At 40.1% G+C, this 18575-nt stretch carries 20 protein-coding genes and 1 pseudogene; 1 reads left to right on the top strand and 20 read right to left on the bottom strand.

Going from position 1 to position 18575, the window contains the following annotated elements:
- Positions 1-25 precede the first annotated feature (25 nt).
- Both mraZ and IEU65_RS04485 read right to left on the bottom strand, forming a co-directional pair.
- Positions 26-457, bottom strand: a complete 432-nt coding sequence (mraZ, locus tag IEU65_RS04480; protein WP_004914780.1) for a division/cell wall cluster transcriptional repressor MraZ — start codon at positions 455-457, stop codon at positions 26-28.
- A 150-nt stretch (positions 458-607) separates the two neighbouring features.
- The gene (locus IEU65_RS04485) at positions 608-949 is read right to left on the bottom strand and encodes a hypothetical protein (RefSeq protein WP_010291946.1); all 342 of its coding nucleotides are present in this window, start codon (positions 947-949) and stop codon (positions 608-610) included.
- Positions 950-1051: 102 nt separating this feature from the next.
- Here IEU65_RS04485 and IEU65_RS04490 point away from each other — a divergent pair, with 102 nt between their 5' ends.
- Positions 1052-1258, top strand: coding sequence for a DUF4044 domain-containing protein (locus tag IEU65_RS04490; protein ID WP_010291948.1), 207 nt, complete (start codon positions 1052-1054; stop codon positions 1256-1258).
- A 31-nt stretch (positions 1259-1289) separates the two neighbouring features.
- On the opposite strand, the gene fakA is transcribed toward IEU65_RS04490, so the two are convergent.
- The 18 genes and pseudogenes from fakA to IEU65_RS04580 form a co-directional block, all read right to left on the bottom strand.
- Positions 1290-2996, bottom strand: a complete 1707-nt coding sequence (gene fakA, locus IEU65_RS04495; RefSeq protein ID WP_010291949.1) for a DAK2 domain-containing protein — start codon at positions 2994-2996, stop codon at positions 1290-1292.
- A gap of 8 nt (positions 2997-3004) precedes the next feature.
- Entirely contained in the window at positions 3005-3364 is a 360-nt protein-coding gene (locus IEU65_RS04500) for an Asp23/Gls24 family envelope stress response protein (RefSeq protein ID WP_010291951.1), read from the bottom strand.
- A gap of 226 nt (positions 3365-3590) precedes the next feature.
- Complete coding sequence (gene rpmB / locus IEU65_RS04505; RefSeq protein ID WP_002815208.1) at positions 3591-3791, bottom strand: 50S ribosomal protein L28; 201 nt, start codon at positions 3789-3791, stop codon at positions 3591-3593.
- 87 nt (positions 3792-3878) lie between these two features.
- On the bottom strand, positions 3879-4193 hold the full coding sequence (trxA, locus tag IEU65_RS04510; RefSeq protein WP_010291954.1) for a thioredoxin: 315 nt from the start codon (positions 4191-4193) through the stop codon (positions 3879-3881).
- A 1-nt stretch (position 4194) separates the two neighbouring features.
- Positions 4195-4839: a thiamine diphosphokinase gene (locus IEU65_RS04515; protein WP_010291956.1), complete on the bottom strand. Its 645-nt coding sequence runs from the start codon at positions 4837-4839 to the stop codon at positions 4195-4197.
- A complete protein-coding gene (rpe, locus tag IEU65_RS04520; RefSeq protein ID WP_010291959.1) occupies positions 4839-5495 on the bottom strand; it encodes a ribulose-phosphate 3-epimerase in 657 nt (218 codons plus the stop codon). The genes IEU65_RS04515 and rpe overlap by 1 nt, the downstream gene beginning before the upstream one ends.
- Positions 5496-5509: 14 nt before the next feature.
- Positions 5510-6400: a ribosome small subunit-dependent GTPase A gene (gene rsgA, locus IEU65_RS04525; RefSeq protein ID WP_010291962.1), complete on the bottom strand. Its 891-nt coding sequence runs from the start codon at positions 6398-6400 to the stop codon at positions 5510-5512.
- A gap of 54 nt (positions 6401-6454) precedes the next feature.
- Positions 6455-8353, bottom strand: a complete 1899-nt coding sequence (gene pknB, locus IEU65_RS04530) for a Stk1 family PASTA domain-containing Ser/Thr kinase (RefSeq protein ID WP_010291965.1) — start codon at positions 8351-8353, stop codon at positions 6455-6457.
- A gap of 2 nt (positions 8354-8355) precedes the next feature.
- Complete coding sequence (locus IEU65_RS04535; protein WP_010291966.1) at positions 8356-9090, bottom strand: protein phosphatase 2C domain-containing protein; 735 nt, start codon at positions 9088-9090, stop codon at positions 8356-8358.
- A gap of 3 nt (positions 9091-9093) precedes the next feature.
- Positions 9094-10437 carry a 16S rRNA (cytosine(967)-C(5))-methyltransferase RsmB gene (gene rsmB, locus IEU65_RS04540; protein ID WP_147651893.1) on the bottom strand — a complete coding sequence of 448 codons (1344 nt, stop codon included), beginning with the start codon at positions 10435-10437 and terminating at the stop codon, positions 9094-9096.
- Positions 10430-11392, bottom strand: coding sequence for a methionyl-tRNA formyltransferase (gene fmt, locus IEU65_RS04545; protein ID WP_010291970.1), 963 nt, complete (start codon positions 11390-11392; stop codon positions 10430-10432). The genes rsmB and fmt overlap by 8 nt, the downstream gene beginning before the upstream one ends.
- An 87-nt stretch (positions 11393-11479) precedes the next feature.
- Positions 11480-13891 carry a primosomal protein N' gene (gene priA, locus IEU65_RS04550; RefSeq protein ID WP_010291973.1) on the bottom strand — a complete coding sequence of 804 codons (2412 nt, stop codon included), beginning with the start codon at positions 13889-13891 and terminating at the stop codon, positions 11480-11482.
- Positions 13892-13968: 77 nt separating this feature from the next.
- Positions 13969-15111, bottom strand: coding sequence for a nicotinamide-nucleotide adenylyltransferase (locus IEU65_RS04555; RefSeq protein ID WP_010291974.1), 1143 nt, complete (start codon positions 15109-15111; stop codon positions 13969-13971).
- Between the two features lie 39 nt (positions 15112-15150).
- Positions 15151-15918: a nicotinamide riboside transporter PnuC gene (gene pnuC, locus IEU65_RS04560; protein ID WP_010291976.1), complete on the bottom strand. Its 768-nt coding sequence runs from the start codon at positions 15916-15918 to the stop codon at positions 15151-15153.
- Between the two features lie 84 nt (positions 15919-16002).
- Positions 16003-16443, bottom strand: coding sequence for a peptide-methionine (R)-S-oxide reductase MsrB (gene msrB / locus IEU65_RS04565; RefSeq protein WP_010291977.1), 441 nt, complete (start codon positions 16441-16443; stop codon positions 16003-16005).
- 87 nt (positions 16444-16530) lie between these two features.
- Positions 16531-17193 carry an alpha/beta hydrolase gene (locus IEU65_RS04570; protein ID WP_147651895.1) on the bottom strand — a complete coding sequence of 221 codons (663 nt, stop codon included), beginning with the start codon at positions 17191-17193 and terminating at the stop codon, positions 16531-16533.
- A gap of 59 nt (positions 17194-17252) precedes the next feature.
- Positions 17253-18227 (bottom strand): VOC family protein, encoded by a 975-nt coding sequence (locus IEU65_RS04575; protein WP_147651897.1) that lies wholly within the window; start codon positions 18225-18227, stop codon positions 17253-17255.
- 187 nt (positions 18228-18414) lie between these two features.
- Positions 18415-18575, bottom strand: a pseudogene (locus IEU65_RS04580) (UDP-glucose 4-epimerase GalE); the annotation flags it as partial.

Below are 18575 nucleotides of genomic sequence, written 5' to 3' on the forward strand. Positions count from 1 at the left end.
CTTCTGGCAACCATACTTGGTTACATTAAAAATCAAAATCAACTAATCCCTCAGCAATATCATCAAAGTTTTCAGCTGTTTCAGCTGTGTACGCAGCCCAAGTGTCAGCACTCCAAATTTCAAAAGAATCACCAACGCCAGTCACAATAACATCTTTTTCTAATGATGCGTACTCTCGTAAGTTACTTGGTACAATAATTCGACCTTGCTTATCAAACTCAGCTTCTAATGCACCGGCCATGACAAAACGTCTAAACGAGCGCGCGTCTTTTTTACCAGTTGGTAATTGATTCAACTGGTTTTCTAACTTTTCCCAAACAGATAGCGGCATCGCCCGTAACGATTTTTCCATCCATTTAGTGACGATAAATTTTTCACCAAGTTGATTACGGAATTTTGCCGGAATAATTAGGCGTCCTTTCGTATCGAGCGTATGTGAATATTCGCCCATAAACATAGGACCACCTCCATTAAAATTCTATACTACTAATTTACCACATTCCACCACTTCTCTCCACCTTATTTTTAATTTTGTCATCAATCGGTAAAGTTTAACGCAAAAAAAGCAGTACTATCAATGATAGTACTGCTTTTATAAAAGTGGGGGTCAGTGGTTAATAAAACCCCAAATCATGACAACTATTATGACTACAATGCCAAAAAGGCCACTCCATTGCCAATAAAGATGCCAAAAATGGCGCCAACCCCATTCTTTTTGTAATAAGAACCAAGCCAAAATGGCGCCAAAAGCAAACCACAAAAGCAAGAGCCACTCGATATAGCTAACCCCAAATAAATATCCCATCGTATAGTGCGCAACTATCCAGACAGGTAGCGTAACAACGTCTAAAACATGCAATCGCAGTTTTTTCATTGCTGTCCACTGATTAGCACCTATTAATATTAAACAAAAAAGTAAGCCACCTAATGGCCAATACCACCATTGCATTTTTAATTACCTCGTGTTCTAACTCTAACGAATTTTATAAAAAATTTCAATTCTTTTGTGACTTATGATACACTAAATAAGAATAAATTAGAGGTGAAATCAATGGCAGATGACCAACATAAACGACCAGTAAACGCAAAATTACAGGCAGAAATCGACGCACAACTCAATCAGCATCGCGTCCCTAAAATCGAAAAAAAATCACGTACGCGCATTGAAAAAATGATTTTGGTTATGTCGTGGTTAATGGTCATTTTAATGGTAGGATCGGTTGTTTACGCAGCTGTTAGCGCATTAGGTTGGATGTAAAAAACATGAGTGATTTCTCACTCATGTTTTTTTACTCTACCGAAATTAAAAATGGATACAACGGCTGTCCACCATCGTGAATTTCAACTTCTAGATCTTCATCAATAGCAGAAACGCTTTTTGCTAATTTATTAGCCGCTTTTTCTTTTGTGTCTGCACCAAAAATAATCGTAACAATTTCCGAGTCATCATCCAACATTTTTTCGACTGATTGTTCCGCTGCATCTTCAACGGAGTCTGCCACAACTTGAATGTCACCATCAATGATTCCCATCCAATCGCCATTGTGAATTTCAACACCGTTCAGTGTCGTATCACGCACTGCCTGTGTGACTTGAGCTGATTTAACATCATCAATCATGTCCGACATAGCATTGGCATTTTCGGATGCTTCAGCATCCGGATTGTACCCCATCATTGCTGTCAAACCTTGCTGAACAGTACGCGTTTTAACAACCTGTACCGGCACATCAGCCAGGTCAATTGCTTGTTCGGCTGCCATAAAAATATTACTATTATTCGGCAAAACCACTGCTTGATTAGCACCACTTGCTTTAATTGCATCAACAATGTCTGCTGTTGAAGGATTCATAGTCTGCCCACCAGAAATCACCGTATGAACGCCTAGACTCTTAAACAACTTGGCCACACCATCACCAGCAGCGATGGCAATAACGGCAGTTTCAGGGACAGGCATCGTCATTTCAGAAATTTTAGCAGCCTGTGCCTCGTCCTCACGTTGGGCGTCAATAACAGCTTGTTGCTGATCGCGCATGTTATCAACTTTCACTTTGACTAATGACCCAAAGTGCGTACCCCAGCTAATAACCTCACCTGGATTTTCTGTATGAACATGCACTTTCACAATTTCATCATCATTAATAACTAACAATGAGTCACCCAGTTGCGCTAAATGCTTATAAAATTCATCATAATCAAATTCATGATCATAAGTCGTTCCCTTGCCAATTTGGACCATGACTTCTGTACAGTAACCATACTTGATATCTGCAGGGTCAAGATTGGTATTGGCTTGAGCACCGGCGTGTAGTTCTTTGACCATTTGATCAAGTTCCGCATTATCCGGCGCTTTCATATCGTCTTCATTAAAATCGCCACTTAGCACTTGATAGAATGCCTGCAAAACAAACACGAGTCCTTGCCCACCAGAATCAACAACACCAACTTCTTTTAACACCGGTAATAAATCAGGTGTGCTATTTAAAGCTTTCTGAGCTGCGTCTTCAACGGCAGCCATCAACTCAACAACATCATCAGTTTGGTTTGCTACCTTATTTGCTTTTGAAGCCGCTTCCCGAATAACTGTCAGAATTGTGCCTTCTGTTGGCTTCATGACAGACTTATAGGCAATCTGTGCACCAGCCATCAAAGCATCGGCTAAATCACGTGCTGAAAGTGTCTCTTTGTCCGCCATACTATTGGCAAAACCACGAAAAATTTGAGACAAGATAACACCTGAGTTACCTCTAGCGCCCATTAGCAGCCCTTTTGACGTTGCCTTAGCGAGTGCACCAATATTGGTATCCAACGCGTCTCTCTCATATTGGGCACCACTTGCCATCGACAAGCTCATATTTGTACCAGTGTCGCCATCGGGTACTGGAAATACATTTAATTTATTGATTTTATCCGCATTTGCGGCAAGTGCTGCTGACGCAGCATTTATCATTTTACCAAATTCTACATTGGTAATAACTGTGAGTGAATTGACTGACATGACCTCTCCTAGTCACTGACGCGGACACCTTGAACTATCACATTAACTTCAGTGACATGGATGCCCAATAATGCGTCGAGATTATATTTGACTTTACCTTGAACCGACTTTGATATTTCTGATAGTTTAGTGCCATATTGAGCAACTAAATAAACATCAACACCGACACCACTATTTTCTTGATGCACAACGACACCCTTACCATAATTTTCACGGTTCAATATTTGATTAACACCATCTCGAAAAGTAGCCTTGGAAGCCATGCCGACAACCCCAGGATTTTCAATTGCAGAACCACCCACAATCGTCGCAATGACATCATTTTCTAGCGTAATATCGCCGTTTTTAGTTTTCATTTTAATTGCCATAGTTGATTCCATGCGTCTTTGTAATACGACTTTTACTTTTGTCGTTTACAATAACACACTTTTCCTCCTTACCAAAGGTTCGTTAAATACTATTTTACCATAGAAAATTGATATTACGCCTATACGGCTTCTAAATAACCATAGCCGACTTAATTAGCACTTAACTGCGAACAAAAAAACCACCATGCGGTGGTCTCACGATATTGGCGAACCAACAAAACGTGTTTTAAACGCGTTCGATTGAACCGTTCTTTAATCCGGCCTTCAAAGTACGCGCCGTCAAGTAAACCTTCTTTGGTGCGGCACCGTTGATTTTTACCGTAACTTTTTGCAAGTTTGGCTTCCAGCTGCGACGGCTTGAGTTCAACGCGTGTGAACGTTGGTTACCGAAGCGTGTGCGTGCACCAGTAATAGCATCTTTTGCCATGTTCGACCCTCCTTTTCGAGCCATTTATTTTTTAAGCTCTTTCTACAACAATATTAAATTTTACCAGAATTTTAACCTTTTGACAAGTTAATTCGTGTATTTTGACAAAATATCTGCCAACTGTTGTTTATTATGAAAACCTGTTAGGCGTTCCACGACTTCACCATCTTTTTTAACAAGAAGTGTTGGAATTGCCCTAATGCCGAATTCAGCGGGTGTTTGAGGATTCTGATCCACATCCATCTTGACGAATTCCACATCGTCAACTTCATCTGACAATGCTTCTAGCACTGGTGATTGCATGCGACATGGGCCACACCAAGTCGCCCAAAAATCTGTAATACTAACACCTTCATTCGTTGCTGCTTCAAAAGTTGCATCTTCTACTGTCTTTACTGCCATGTTAACTCCTATCTATGGATTGCGTCACCATGATAATACCCGTATCAAAACTGACGTGAACCCTATCATTTAAGAATTCATTTGATGACCACATTTTATACTTATTTTCTGTTAGTGTCAACGGATATTTTGCGTCAATAATTTTAAAATTTTTGACGTCATTAATTGGCATGAAACCTAGATAATGACTGTTTTTATGCTTTAAAACACTATGTTGACCTGCTTTGAAAAAAGTCACACTGTTGGTTTGATCAATGATTTCAAGTTTTTCAACAACATCATCAAACTTTGGGTCAGCCATTAGCCATAAATTGCTTAATAAATGATCCAATCTACCACCTGTGGCGCCAAAAACTTTAATACAAGACACCGATTGTTTTTGTGCAAACATAATCGCCAGCTCTGTATCTGTTTCATCTTTTTCAGCACGAACATGGACAATATTTTCAGCGGTAATATGTTCTTGCAGCGCCTCAAATTCAGCTGATGTCAAAGAATCAAAATCACCAACTGCTAACATCATTGCTACACGATGTTGATAAAGGTACCAAGCCCCACGATCAGCGCCAATCCATACACCAGGCTCATTGAATAAATTTTTTGGCCACAAATCGACTGGTCCGCCTGCTAAAATATTAATTTGCATTATTTAGTCAGTTCTTTCAAAATGGCAATTTTTGCAGCGGGATCAACTTTATCATACACATACGATCCAGCAACAAAAACATTAGCCCCCGCTTCATAGGCCGCAGCAATCGTTTCATTATTCACGCCACCATCAATTTCAATATCAAAGTCAAGACCACGAGCATCACGAAAAACTTTTAATTGCGCAATTTTTTCAATTGTAGATGGCAAAAACTTTTGACCACCAAATCCTGGATTAACAGTCATGACTAATACTTGGTCGACCATATCAAGAACTGATTCAATCGCTGACACAGGTGTCCCAGGGTTAATAACAACTTCAGCTTTGACACCTTTGTTTTTGATCATTTGTAAAGCACGATGAATATGTGGTGTAGCTTCAACATGAACACCGATGATGTCGGCACCCGCATCAGCAAAATCATCAACAAAGCGTTCTGGATTAACAATCATCAAATGGACGTCTAACACCAAGTCTGTTTCCGGACGTAATTGTTTAACCCAGTTTGGACCGTAAGAAATAGCTGGCACAAAACTACCATCCATAACATCAATGTGTAAGTATTCTGCGCCTGCTGCTTCAACGAGTTTAACGTCGCGCTCTAAATTAGTATAATCGGCACTCAAAATAGATGGTGAAATAATTCCTGACATGTTCATATCCCCTTTTAGTTATCTGTTTTATATTTTGGTTTTTGCGCTTTTATCAGTTGGTAAAACGCTTTATAACTATTATACCTTGACTGAGAAATTGTGCCAACTGTCACAGCTTCTTTTACTGCACAAGCTGGTTCATTTAGATGTAAACAACCACGAAAGCGACAATTCGAACGAACCGCCACAAATTCCGGAAAAAAATCGTCTAAAGTCTCAGCGGAAAAATCGAAGACTTCGTACGACGAAAATCCTGGTGTATCAGCGATCAAGGCGTCACCAACCCGAATGAGAGTGACTTGACGTGTTGTATGTTTACCACGGCTTAGTGCTTTTGAGACCTCTCCTGTTTCAAGACCAAGGTTTGGAGATAAATGATTCAACAACGTTGATTTACCTGCACCAGTTTGACCCATGAAAACTGAAACGTTGTCTTGCAACTCAGCTTTCAATTGGTCAAACGCATTGGGTGCTGTCGATTCAATCACTGGATAGCCAATTTGACGATAGTCTTGAACAACTTGTTTCATCATTTGACGCTCTTTAGATGAAAGTAAATCGAATTTCGAAAAATAAATTAGTGGATCCACACCGGCAGCTTCCAAGGCGACTAATTGTCTATCAAGCAAGTTAGCTGTAAAATTTGGTTCTTTTACTGCTGTGACAATCACAGCAATATCAATATTAGCAACCGGCGGACGGACGAGAACGTTTCGCCGATCATGAATAGCCCAAATCAAACCTTCGTCGCGATCACTTTCAAAATCAACAAAATCACCAACCAATGGCTTTTGCTTTGAGTTGCGAAATTCACCACGGGCACGCGTTCGTTGAATTTCTTCGGTACCATCTAATTGTATATCATAGTAGCCGCTCAAAGAGCGTATAATGCGTCCTGTTTTCATAACATAATCATAACAAAAAAAGTCGATATAATCGACTTTTACTCAATAAATTATTTAAGAATTACCCGAACCACTAGAAGATGAGGATTTACTACTCTCATCACTCGAGTTATCACTAGAAGAGGAGCTCGAACTGGATGAGCTACTGCTTGAACTAGATTGTTCTGGCCCTTGTGAGATGGTCACTAATAGTGTATTATCCCTTGTAATTTTTGAACCACCACGTATTGACTGGCTAATAACATGGTCTTTTTTAACGGAATTTGAATAGGTAGTATTAACATTTACCGTAATCCCGTTTTGTGCTGCCCAATTTTGCACGTCATCTTGTGTACTTGACTTGGTGAAATCAGGTACCGTAATCTTTTCAGGCCCAGTTGAGACGGTAAATTTAACTGTCGTTTCAGTTGGATCAACTTTGTCATTGGCAGAAACTGACTGTGCAATAATTGATCCAGAAGCAATAGTATCTGAGGCTTGAGATGTCTTTTGTACTTCGTAGCCTTGTGTCCGCAGCTGGGTGGCTGTCATATCATAATCAGAACCGACATAATCACCAAAACGGACTTTTGCACGACCAGAGGAAACTATCAAATTAACAGTATCCCCTTTTTTGGCATCAGCACCATCAGTTGGTGTTGAACGGACGACATTACCTTTTTTGATTGACTTGGAAGTCGTGGATGTCACCGTGCCAACATTTAAGCCAGCCTTTTTAATCTTACTTTCTGCCTGACTTTGAGTTAAATCCACCACATCAGGCACGGTCGTTTTATTGGCTTGAATTTGTAAAACAACCAAAAAACTAATTACAGCAACCAACACAATTGCAAGTAACGCCACAATTTTACCCGTTTTGCTTTCGCGGTACTTAATACCCTCGCCTCGTAATACTGATCTTACGTAGGCAGGTGTACGGTCTACAACTTTAGCAATTTCTTTGACATTATAACCTTTTTTAGCATATTCAATAATACGATCTTTAATAGAGGGTTCTTCTGGGGCCTCATCTGGTAGTACATTTACTGATGAGACACCGGTTTTCAGTTGATCCTGGATTTGAGCCATTGGAATAATTCTAGTTTCATCGTCAGCATCTGTCATTGGCGCAAAACGTGACTCATGCGTCCTCCTTGGCGATAACGATGTTTTAATATCTTCTGCCATAGCTGCTGCATTAAGATAGCGATCTTGCGGCTTTTTCGCTGTTGCTTTCAAAATAACGTTTTCTAAAGCCTGCGGAATCCGTGGGTCAAAATCACGAACAGATGGCATATCAGCCGCAGCATGTTTGAGCGCTACTGCTACCGGTGTGTCCCCTTCGTACGGCACATGCTGTGTCAGCATTTCGTAAAGCATAACTCCTAGCGCATAGATGTCGGACTTTGTTGAAGCCATGCCACCACGTGTCTGCTCTGGTGATAAGTAATGAACAGAGCCAATGACCGTATTTGTCTGCGTTAGATCTTGTTCTGATTTAGCAATAGCAATTCCAAAATCAGTGATTTTAACTTTATTTTGTGCATCAATCAGAATATTTTGTGGTTTGAGATCCCGATGAATAATATCTGCATCATGGGCCGCTTGGACTGCGTTCAGAACCTGCAACATAATATCAACAACTTGTTGATAGGGAATTGGAAAATGTGCTTGAATGTATGATTTTAAGTCAGTTCCTTCAACATATTCCATAACGATGTATTGAGAGCCTTCATACTCACCAACATCATAAACTTGAACAATATTGTCATTAACCAATTCGGTAGCTGCCAAAGCCTCATGTTGAAAACGTTTTGCCAAATCAGCGTCAGCTTGCATATCAAGGCGCATCGTTTTAAATGTCACGTCACGATCTAAAAACTCATCATGCGCCAAATAAACATTGGCCATGCCTCCACCACCAAGTGATTTAATAATAAGATATCGATTGTCAACTAATGTATCAGGTAACATTTTTAATCCTTTTCATGTGTAACGAGCACCGCCGTCACGTTATCTGGCGCACCATGGTTATTTGCTTGTTGAATCATATCAAACACTCTGATATCTAATGATGCCTCTAGACGCATTGTTGCTTTTATTTCATCTTGTGTTAATACTTTTGTAATACCATCTGTGGTCAAAAAGAGCATATCATCTTCAACAAACTCATGCTGAACAACTTCTAAACTTGCATGTTGATCAACGCCTAGAAAACGGGTCACGCTCCGTGCATTTGGTAAATTGCTGGCACTTTCTGCTGATAAGGCGCCGCTACGGATCATCTCATTTTTAAGTGTATGATCAAAAGATAATTGTGTGAGCTCATCTCCGTGTAGCAAAAAGGCTTTCGAATCACCTAAATTAGCAACGACAATCTGATCATCAAATAGTACAGTTAATACAAGAGTTGTTGCCATCTCTGACAACTCCTCAAATCGTTGTCCCGCTTCTAGAATCGTTTGATTTTCAATTATTGTTTGATTTTTAAGCCATTCAATTGTTGGTACAATTGTTTCAAGTTGGCTACTTTCCCATGCATGTCCAAAATGTTCTACGGTCATCGCACTGGCGACTTCACCACCCTCATTGGATGTAACGCCGTCTGCTACAATAACCATCGTTCGACCAAAACTATTGGTGAAGGCACCAACATAATCTTGATTATCCGGACGTTTTGCCCCAGGATCAGTATGATAGGCAATTGCCATAGATTATTTTTTCCTTAGTACTGCAACAAAGAAACCGTCAGTGTAATAATCATCGGGGTAAACATGTAATACTTTCTCATGTCTATCTTCTTTAAGATTTTGCGACGTTTCTGTTGGTATCAATTCAAAATTTGGATTGTCATTCAAAAAGCTTGTCACAACATCGTCATTTTCTTGACGCAAAATTGTACAAGTACTGTAAACCATAATACCATCTTTTGCAAGGTTTTTGCTAACTGAATTCAAAATTGCGAGTTGCAAGCGTGATAAACTTTCAACATCAGCTAGTGTTTTATCATATCTAATTTCAGGTTTTCGGCGTAATAAACCAAAGCCAGAACATGGTGCATCAACTAAAATCCGATCGAATTGTTGATCAATTTGTTCAGGCACTTTGCGAGCGTCAAGCACACGTGTTTTAATTTTATCGGACAAATGCATGCGCTCAGCATTATGTTGGATCAGTTTGATTTTGTGTTCATGAATATCAAGCGCTAATACTTTAGCATCATCAGCGATATATTGTGCAATTTGTGTGGTTTTACCGCCCGGTGCTGCAGCAGCATCTAAAATATTTTTGACGTTTTCTGTCAGTTGCAAACTTTCCACCGACAACATTGCACTTTCGTCTTGAATCGTCAATAGACCATCATGATAAGCCTTTGAACTTGCAACATGACCACCATTAACGACAAAAGCGTGAGCAGCAACTTTTGATGCTATTGCTGAAAAATTCTCTGCTTCCAACGCAGCCTTAACCTCATCATCACTAGCCAAAGTAGTGTTAACACGTACAGATTGTGATGGCGCATCATTAATTGTGGCAACAATTTGGCGTGTTTTAGTTTCACCATTTTGATTTATCAACGTCTCAATTAACCAGACGGGTAGGCTTGCTTCAACCGACAGGCGTGTCACTGTATCTGAAATATCAGTTGTTGATCGTAAGCCTTGACGATCAATATTATGCAATATTGCTGTGACAAATTTAGCTGTTCCAACATGTCCCATGACTTTAGCCACTTCAATTGACTCATTAAAAATAGCGTGTTGCGGAATTTTATCCAAATAGACCATTTGAAATAACGCGGTATAAAGCAACTCCGTAACCCATGAATCAATTTTTTTATTTTTGACAAAAGGAGCTAACCAATAATCGAAAGTTAAACGATGTTGAATGACACCATAAACCAATGTCGTTAGTAGTCGTGTATCTGCTTCGCCTAAATGATGTTGCTTGATAACTTGGTTCAGTTGCAAATTAGAATAAGCACCATTTTTAATTTTAGCTAACGTTTGCACCGCTAAAACCCGAGGATTATCACTGTATACTCGTTTATCACTCATGTTTTGTTACCCATTGTTCCCCTACTTCAAGATTTTTCCCGACACCATTTAAATAATCACTAATTGCCATTTTTGATTTACCTGCTGGTTGCAATTGATTAATTGTGATCACAGTACCATTTGCTGCTGCGATAGATAATGATTTTTTAGTTTTGGTTACAATAGTACCCGGTGCTTGCGTTGTTGTATCAAGTTGTGGTGTGACATCAATTAATTTCACACGTTGTGCGCCAACTTGAATGTAGGCAGGGTGCGTGGGATATAGACCACGAATATGCCAGTCGAGCTGTTGTGCCGTCTCGTTTTCAAAATGCAAGTTTTGCAAATCATGCGGAATATTGGGTGCAAAAGTCACCTCAGCTTCATCTTGCACCACTGGTTGAATGTCGCCATTAGCGATTTTCGGTAGTGTTGCCATCAATAAATCACGACCGGCTAAGCTCAACTTTTCAAACATTGTGCCCACATTGTCATTGGCAGTAATTGGCACTTTAACAACATCAATCACATCCCCAGCGTCCATTTTTTTGACCATGTACATTATGGAAACGCCAGTTTCTTGATCGCCATTCATGATTGCATAATGGACAGGCGCGCCGCCACGATATTTTGGTAATAATGAGGCATGGGTGTTCACTGCAGCAATTCGAGCGGCTGACAACATTTTTTCCGGTAAAAATTGTCCAAAAGCTGCCGTCACAATGAAATCAGGTTGCCAATCAATGACTTGCTGCATTTCTGGAGAACCGCTAATTTTTTCGGGCTGCAAAACACGGACACCCTGTGCCATCGCTGCTTCTTTAACAGGGCTGGGCGTCAATTCATGCCGCCGACCTTTTGGTCGATCTGGCTGAGTGACAACACCCTTCACTTCATATTGATTATCGGCCAATAATGCTTCCAATATTGGCACCGCAAACTTGGGAGTGCCCATAAAAACAACCGTATAGCTCATTAATTTACCTCGACTTAAAAATTAAATTGTCACCCAACAAAAATACCCGTTTAACTGCGGGTATTTGTTTTTCTTTATTATATCACATCACATAAATGAGACTGGTTCACGGTCAATACTGAGACGCAAATCGCCTTTTGAATTTTGTGAACGATTTTGTAAAGTCTTCAATAAATTGTCGACCATATCTCGCTGTTTAAACTTGAGAATGATTTGGAAATAATAGCGATTGCGCATTTTGGCAATCGGTTTTGGCGATGGTCCTAAGACAATAACGTCTTGATCAACATGTGCACGTAACCAACGTGCAACTTGTAGCATTTGCAAAGCCGCTTGATTTTCGTCAGAATGACTGGCTTGAATTTGAACAGTGTAGTAATACGGTGAGTAATTACCGGCATGTCGTGCACGCATTTCTTGATGATAAAACCCTTCATAATCATGCTGCTGAGCAAAAACAATTGCATAGTGTTGCGGGTTAAAAGTTTGGACGACAACTTCACCACTTTTTTGCGCGCGACCTGCTCGCCCGCTGACTTGCGTTAAAAGTTGAAATGTGCGTTCACTAGCGTGAAAATCAGGTAATCCCAATGCTGTGTCTGCATTTAAAACACCGACCAAGGTGACATCTGGAAAATCTAATCCCTTGGCAATCATTTGCGTGCCTAGTAAAATATCAGCTTCATGACGTCCAAATTTTTCTAGTAATTTGTCCATACTACCCTTTTTTCGAGTCGTATCTTGATCCATTCGAATCACACGTGCTGTGGGGAAAAGCTCAGCTAGTTCAACAGCCACCTTTTCCGTGCCAGTACCATAATAGCGAATGCGTTTTGACCCACAATTCGGGCAAACTGTCGGAATAGGTTCCTCATGACCACAATAGTGACATTTTAACGTGTGCGAATCCATGTGCAACGTCATTGCTAAATTACAATTGGGATCCCGTGGCACGAAACCGCAATCACGACACATGACAAAACTTGAAAAACCACGACGATTAAGCATCAGAACAATTTGCTCTTTTTTATTTAACCGGTCAGCAATTTTGTCTTTCAGTTCAGCAGAAAAATTCGTTTCAGGACCGTCAGCCAAAGTATCTTTCATGTCAATGACATCAACCTTAGGCAGTTTGGCTCCGCCGGCTCTTTGTGTTAAAGTCAAACGTTCATAAACGCCACGCTGTGCGCGCGCGCGTGTCTCTAATGACGGTGTTGCTGAACCGAGAATGACTGGGATTTGATAATATTCACCACGCCACAAGGCCACATCGCGGGCGTTGTACCGAGGATTATCAGACTGCTTATATGTCGTTTCATGTTCTTCGTCAACAATAATAACCCCAAGATTATCTAATGGTGCAAACACTGCAGACCTTGCCCCTACGACAATTTGAACATCACCCCGTTCAATTCGTCGCCACTCATCATAGCGCTCGCCATCACTTAAACCTGAATGAAGTACGGCTGTTTGTTCTCCAAAACGACTTTTAACACGTCGCACCATTTGTGGTGTTAAGGCAATTTCAGGCACCAAAAATAGAACGGTTTTGCCCTGTTTTAACACGTGCTGTGCCACTTGCAGGTATACTTCAGTTTTGCCTGACCCAGTGATGCCTTCCAGCAAAAAAGGCGCAAAACGATGTAAATCAGCTGAGGCTGAAATACGATCAAAAGCTTGCTGTTGCTCATCGTTTAAATCTAACGGATTACTTTTTTGTACCGTTGCTTTAAACGGATCGCGTAATGCCTCAACATGCTTTTTGACAAGCCATTCATGTGTCACAGCATGTGCCAATGTTGCATCACTAACCGGTAACATTTCTTGCAATTCTTTTTTTAGCCATGTCTCACCAACATGTTGCAAAATGAATGCCATTAGTTGTGCCTGCTTTTTGGCTGTTGGTCGCAATGATTGTTGCGCCGTCTTTAACATCGTGACATTTTGACTAAATTGATAAGCTAATTGTGTTTTAACTTTTGCCCGATCATTAACTTCAATTCTGACTTCGATGCTGTGTTGACGTCGGAGTTTGGCTAACGTAGCCAAATCCTTGTCGCTATATTGATTAGCATGAAACGCAATTTCGGTCAATCCCATGAATAGTCGATTAGCGACGTCATCACTGACCTTACCGACTATTTTTATAAAATGTTGATAGTCTGCTTTTAAGGCATTTGGCAACATGGTTTGTAAAATCGAAATTCTAAAGGCGAAGGTTTCATCCGCTAAATAATCAGACAACGACAACAATTCTGTGTTTAAAACCGGTGACAAATCTAAAATTGTTGTCAAAGGTCGTAATTGATCTTCTGACAAATCAGTCGTCGCACGAATACCAATCACAAATCCCATCACTTTTCGACGTCCAAAAGGTACCGTAACACGCATGCCAGGTAAAATTTGATCAATCATTTCTTCAGGAATGACATATGTATAAGGTTGATCTGTTTGCATTGTTGGCACATCAACAATGATTTGTGCATATTGTTTCTTCATATCTCTATTTTAACAGAGCTGGCAAATCACTTCATCCAACAAAATAAAAAGCAGACAAAACATTTGTCTGCTATCTTTTAAATATGCTTGATGTTAAATCCTGTACGTTCTTGAATGGCATTTAACGCCTGCAAATAACGCGCATAATAGCCATAGGGATCCTCGCTACCACCCTGCGCATCTAACATCACAACTTTATCCATAAAGCCATAATCTTCAATTACTTGCATGAGTTGATTATGGAATTGCCAACGTGTGTCATCATCAGCACTATCCATATTACGGAATCCATCATCTACATAAGGTGTTACTGGGGGAATTACTAAAATTAAATCAATTAATTCCTCACTAATTGTATTATCAAATAATGGTTGCAATTGCGCATTATCTTCCTTGCTCAACCACATATCCGCATATACTTTGGTAACCATAGCGTCTGTATCAAAAATTGTTAAACCGTTGTTAGCAGGTGAATTAATTTCTTTTGAATTAGCATCGTACTGACCTTGAATCAGACGAATGTAGTCTTTCACAACTAATTCATCATCACTCACATTAGAGCGCTCTTGATATTCACGAGCATATTCCTCAGAAAATGGTGAGTTACTTGTTCTTGCCAAACGCCTCACAAGCGTTGATTTGCCAGTAGAGGCCGATCCCATGACCGTGACTTTCTTTGTAAAATGACGTCGAAAGACTCGGTTAATATAATCCCAGTTACCAATTGGATCTTGACGAATTTCTGTTCCTGAAATTTTTAAAACAGTGCGATCCATCAAACTGACTTTGAATTGACCAGTTTGTGGCAAGCGTTTTTCCAACTCAACTTTATAATCAGCTTCACCTGTGTAAAAAGTGATTTGGGCCTGCTCGTCCACAATATTGCGCTTGACAGTCTCAACCAAACGGTTAGTCCACTCATCCCAACCATTTGGCATTTGTGGGATATCATCTTCATTAATGTAATCTACTTTAATGTCTGTTTCATCACTGAACGCCTCTCGTAAATAACGGAAACGTTTTTCAACGGGTAGTCCCATTTGATAGCCACGATCACCTGTATAACCTGATGCAATAACAACCACGCCGTCATTTAAAGCCGCTGCTTTATAAATTTCAGCTTGATGGCCAACATGCATTGGGGCTAATGTGCCAAAAAACACGCCGATTTTATGACCTTCTAAATCATCTTTATATAAATTACCTGCAATTGTAATCATGATGTTAATAAATTTTGCAGCATTTAATTGAAAATGTTGCTATTCCTTTTTAGTTAATTTGCGCCACTGAATAATACCGTAAATAGCATTAACAGTCAATGCTAAATTCATACCCAACATGGCAAACGCACTAGGATCAGCATGTCCAGTCCATGCACGCGCCCAAAGTACGATTTCCACGATATCAAATAACAGCCACGCATACCAAGATTCCGCAAACTTAGCGGTTTGTAAAATTTGGGCACCCATGGAAATCGTGGTTGTCAAGCCATCCATATAGGGTTGACGGGAACCTGCTTGTTGTAAAATCAGTCCAACAATACCAAGGATAACGAGAAAAACTGGTATGACAAATAGCCATTGTTTCGGGGTCATATACTTGGTTGCAACAACATCTTGCTGATCTTTTTGGGTGATTTGGTCTCGTTTCATAAATCCTAACCACGCCGCAATACCAACAAATTGCATAACGACCCAGAAAGCACTCAATGCCACTTCACCAAATAACTGCGACTGAAAAGCTAGTGGCATATACATCACAGAATAAATTAAACCCCAAAAGTAGTTCGTGATGCGACCTTTGGCCACCAGTATTACCGTAATAATATTCATCAACCCTGTCGTCAAGCCAAACCAATCAAACGTATGACTATGTGCAACACCCAGTCCCCAGACAAGTCCTTGCAATGCTACCAAAACGATAAACAGCGTGCCTTCAGCTAATGTCCAACCAAATAATAGTTCGCTAACGATATTTTTTGGATTGAAATAACGCCAAAATCGACGTGAGACTGTCTCCTCAGCCATGTGAATTCTCCCACATTATATATTATTTTCTACCATTATAACAGTTAGCGCAGAGAAAGTATCGTCAAGTAATCAGAACGTCATTTAATTTTCAAACAATGACATATATTGGCCGTAACCCTCTTTTTGTAAATCCGCCTTGGGGACAAATCGCAAACTGGCCGAATTAATGCAATATCGCAGACCACCTTTTTCAACAGGACCATCAGTGAAGACATGCCCTAAATGCGATCCGGCTTCTTTGGACGTTACCTCCGTTCGTGTCATACCAAACGAGTAATCAACGTGCCGCTTAATGTGGTGCTCGTCAATGCCTTTAGTAAAAGCTGGCCAACCACAGCCGGCATCATATTTATCAGTAGAGCTAAACAATGGTTCACCACTCACAACATCAACAAAAATGCCGTCGTCCCACCACTGATCATATTTACCAGTAAAGGCACGCTCAGTCGCAGCATGTTGTGTCACTTCGTACTGCTCCGGTGTTAAACGCGCACGCAACGCTTCATCAGATTCTTTCACCATTTGTATCCTCCTTTAATTCAATAAATCTACAAAAATCCTGAGGTTCATACTCCTTAATTGTACACAGCAAAGTCATCCCGTCAAATGTCACGCCTCATCAATATCATTAGCTTGAAGCCAAATTTTAGCAGCCTGCAATTCTTCACTGGAAATAACATGAGATTGATTAAGACGGAAGACAGTCACTAATGCTTTTGCTTGGGTCAAGTTATCGACTAGCGCATCAAAACTATCACGCGGCACAATAGAATCAAAATTACCGTGCGATAAAAAAACATGACTGCCTTGCAAATGGGCCGGCTCTGTAATGGGCGTTAGTTGCATCGCATGTAGTGCAATGACATTCTTGAATGATGTTTCTGGATGTGTTAGCAACGCATGCAAAGCAATATTGGCACCATTAGAAAATCCAACCGCTAACGATGGCGATGTGTTCAAATCATATTTTGTTAATAATTCACTCACTGATTTCACCAACCAAGCTGTCTGTTCACCAAGAGATACTAAATTAAATTCTCCTTCGGCGTATCGTTCAAAAAAACGATGATAGCCATTTTCTAAAACACGACCTCGAATAGCCAAAATTGGATGATTTGGTAACAAATATTTAGCAATAGGTACTAAGTCATTTTCATCACCTCCTGTGCCATGTAGCAATACAACCGTCGGTAAATCTGGATTGCCAGCAATAAATAAATGGTGCACATCATTGAAATTCTGCTTAATCATACTATCATTCGTATCAACCATTATGAACTCCTTTATGCTAGAAAACGACCCATCAATCCATGAGTCGTTTTTGTTTCATATCAATTTTTAGGGCTATTAAAATCAACCAAATTAGCCTCAATTTGTGTTCGCATATCCTCTAGAAAAGGTGGCAATTCAAGATGAACACCAGCTTCTTCATAAGTTTCATCTACTAAGAAACCTGGCCCGTTTGTCGCTAATTCAAACAAAATACCCGGAGTTGGTCGGAAATATTCTGATTTAAAATAAAAACGATCAACAAATCCCGAATCTTGGAAACCTAATTCTTGTAGGCGCTTAATCCAAAAGTTTAATGCTTCTTCATCATCAACAATAAATGCTAAATGGTGAGGACCACCAAATCCCTGTAAACCTCGCGGAATGATACGAGAAAGCAAAGTGATGACCTGCGCACCATAACCGCCGTGATCAAATTCATACAACGCATAATCGCCTTTGGTATCAATTTTTTCAGCACCCATTACTTTGGTTAAGACCATATCCATTGCATCATGATTGTTGATTGTCAGCAATTCTAGTCCCAACCCCACAATCGCATGTTGTGGATCCACCGAAGAATGTCGCCATGGCGTGTGTGTCCCCGTTAATTCATTGTGACGCGGATTGGTGTCGTCGGCGATCAAAGCATATCGTTGATCATCAAAATCATAAAAATTTAAGTATGTGGCACCAAATAATTCGTATGTTTTAGAATCATAACGAATACCAAATTCATCAAAACGCGCTTGCCAATAAGCAAATGAGTCTTGAGAAGGTACTCTAAAAGACGTTCTTGAAATCTCATCAGTACCAAAAACCGCTTTTTGGATCCCTGGAAAATCAAAAAATGTCAAAACAGAGCCACCCTCGCCTTGGTCATCAGAAAAATAAAGATGATACGTACGAACATCGTCTTGATTAACCGTTTTTTTAATTAAATGTAATCCCAATTTATTCGTAAAAAAGTCCCAAATCTTAGGCGAATCGGAAGTAATCGTTGTTAAGTGGTGAATACCACGAATATTTGTCCCCATAGCTTTTATTCCTCTTACTTTTTGTTAGTGTATAGTCAATACTATACACTATTACATTATAAACGCAAGTAATACAACTTACTAATTATAAGCGTAATATTGACCGTGTATCAAAATAAAAAACATCAACGAATGCGTTCACGCATTCGTTGATGTTCTCTTTCATTGTAGGTTTATCACTAAGCAGCTAGTCATTATGATGATCATCATAGCCCTTAGGGTGGCTCTGATGCCACTGCCAAGCTGTCTTGATGATGTCTTGCACATTATCGTACTTTGGTGCCCAGCCCAGCACCTCTCGTGCCTTATCTGAATTGGCAATCAAAATATCAGGATCACCCGCTCGAC

Origin of the sequence: Leuconostoc pseudomesenteroides KCTC 3652, from assembly GCF_014634745.1 — a bacterium.
GTDB classification, from domain to species: Bacteria; Bacillota; Bacilli; order Lactobacillales; family Lactobacillaceae; genus Leuconostoc; species Leuconostoc pseudomesenteroides.

Coding starts and splice junctions, on each gene's coding strand:
- rpe (WP_010291959.1), bottom strand. CDS start 5,495: ATGTCAGGAATTATTTCACCATCTATTTTGAGTGCCGATTATACTAAT.
- rsmB (WP_147651893.1), bottom strand. CDS start 10,437: ATGAGTGATAAACGAGTATACAGTGATAATCCTCGGGTTTTAGCGGTG.
- fmt (WP_010291970.1), bottom strand. CDS start 11,392: ATGAGCTATACGGTTGTTTTTATGGGCACTCCCAAGTTTGCGGTGCCA.
- fakA (WP_010291949.1), bottom strand. CDS start 2,996: ATGTCAGTCAATTCACTCACAGTTATTACCAATGTAGAATTTGGTAAA.
- IEU65_RS04515 (WP_010291956.1), bottom strand. CDS start 4,839: ATGCAAATTAATATTTTAGCAGGCGGACCAGTCGATTTGTGGCCAAAA.
- pknB (WP_010291965.1), bottom strand. CDS start 8,353: ATGTTACCTGATACATTAGTTGACAATCGATATCTTATTATTAAATCA.
- rsgA (WP_010291962.1), bottom strand. CDS start 6,400: ATGAAAACAGGACGCATTATACGCTCTTTGAGCGGCTACTATGATATA.
- trxA (WP_010291954.1), bottom strand. CDS start 4,193: ATGGCAGTAAAGACAGTAGAAGATGCAACTTTTGAAGCAGCAACGAAT.
- priA (WP_010291973.1), bottom strand. CDS start 13,891: ATGAAGAAACAATATGCACAAATCATTGTTGATGTGCCAACAATGCAA.
- pnuC (WP_010291976.1), bottom strand. CDS start 15,918: ATGGCTGAGGAGACAGTCTCACGTCGATTTTGGCGTTATTTCAATCCA.
- msrB (WP_010291977.1), bottom strand. CDS start 16,443: ATGGTGAAAGAATCTGATGAAGCGTTGCGTGCGCGTTTAACACCGGAG.
- IEU65_RS04535 (WP_010291966.1), bottom strand. CDS start 9,090: ATGGCAATTGCCTATCATACTGATCCTGGGGCAAAACGTCCGGATAAT.
- IEU65_RS04490 (WP_010291948.1), top strand. CDS start 1,052: ATGGCAGATGACCAACATAAACGACCAGTAAACGCAAAATTACAGGCA.
- IEU65_RS04570 (WP_147651895.1), bottom strand. CDS start 17,193: ATGGTTGATACGAATGATAGTATGATTAAGCAGAATTTCAATGATGTG.
- IEU65_RS04555 (WP_010291974.1), bottom strand. CDS start 15,111: ATGATTACAATTGCAGGTAATTTATATAAAGATGATTTAGAAGGTCAT.
- IEU65_RS04500 (WP_010291951.1), bottom strand. CDS start 3,364: ATGGCAATTAAAATGAAAACTAAAAACGGCGATATTACGCTAGAAAAT.
- IEU65_RS04485 (WP_010291946.1), bottom strand. CDS start 949: ATGCAATGGTGGTATTGGCCATTAGGTGGCTTACTTTTTTGTTTAATA.
- rpmB (WP_002815208.1), bottom strand. CDS start 3,791: ATGGCAAAAGATGCTATTACTGGTGCACGCACACGCTTCGGTAACCAA.
- mraZ (WP_004914780.1), bottom strand. CDS start 457: ATGTTTATGGGCGAATATTCACATACGCTCGATACGAAAGGACGCCTA.
- IEU65_RS04575 (WP_147651897.1), bottom strand. CDS start 18,227: ATGGGGACAAATATTCGTGGTATTCACCACTTAACAACGATTACTTCC.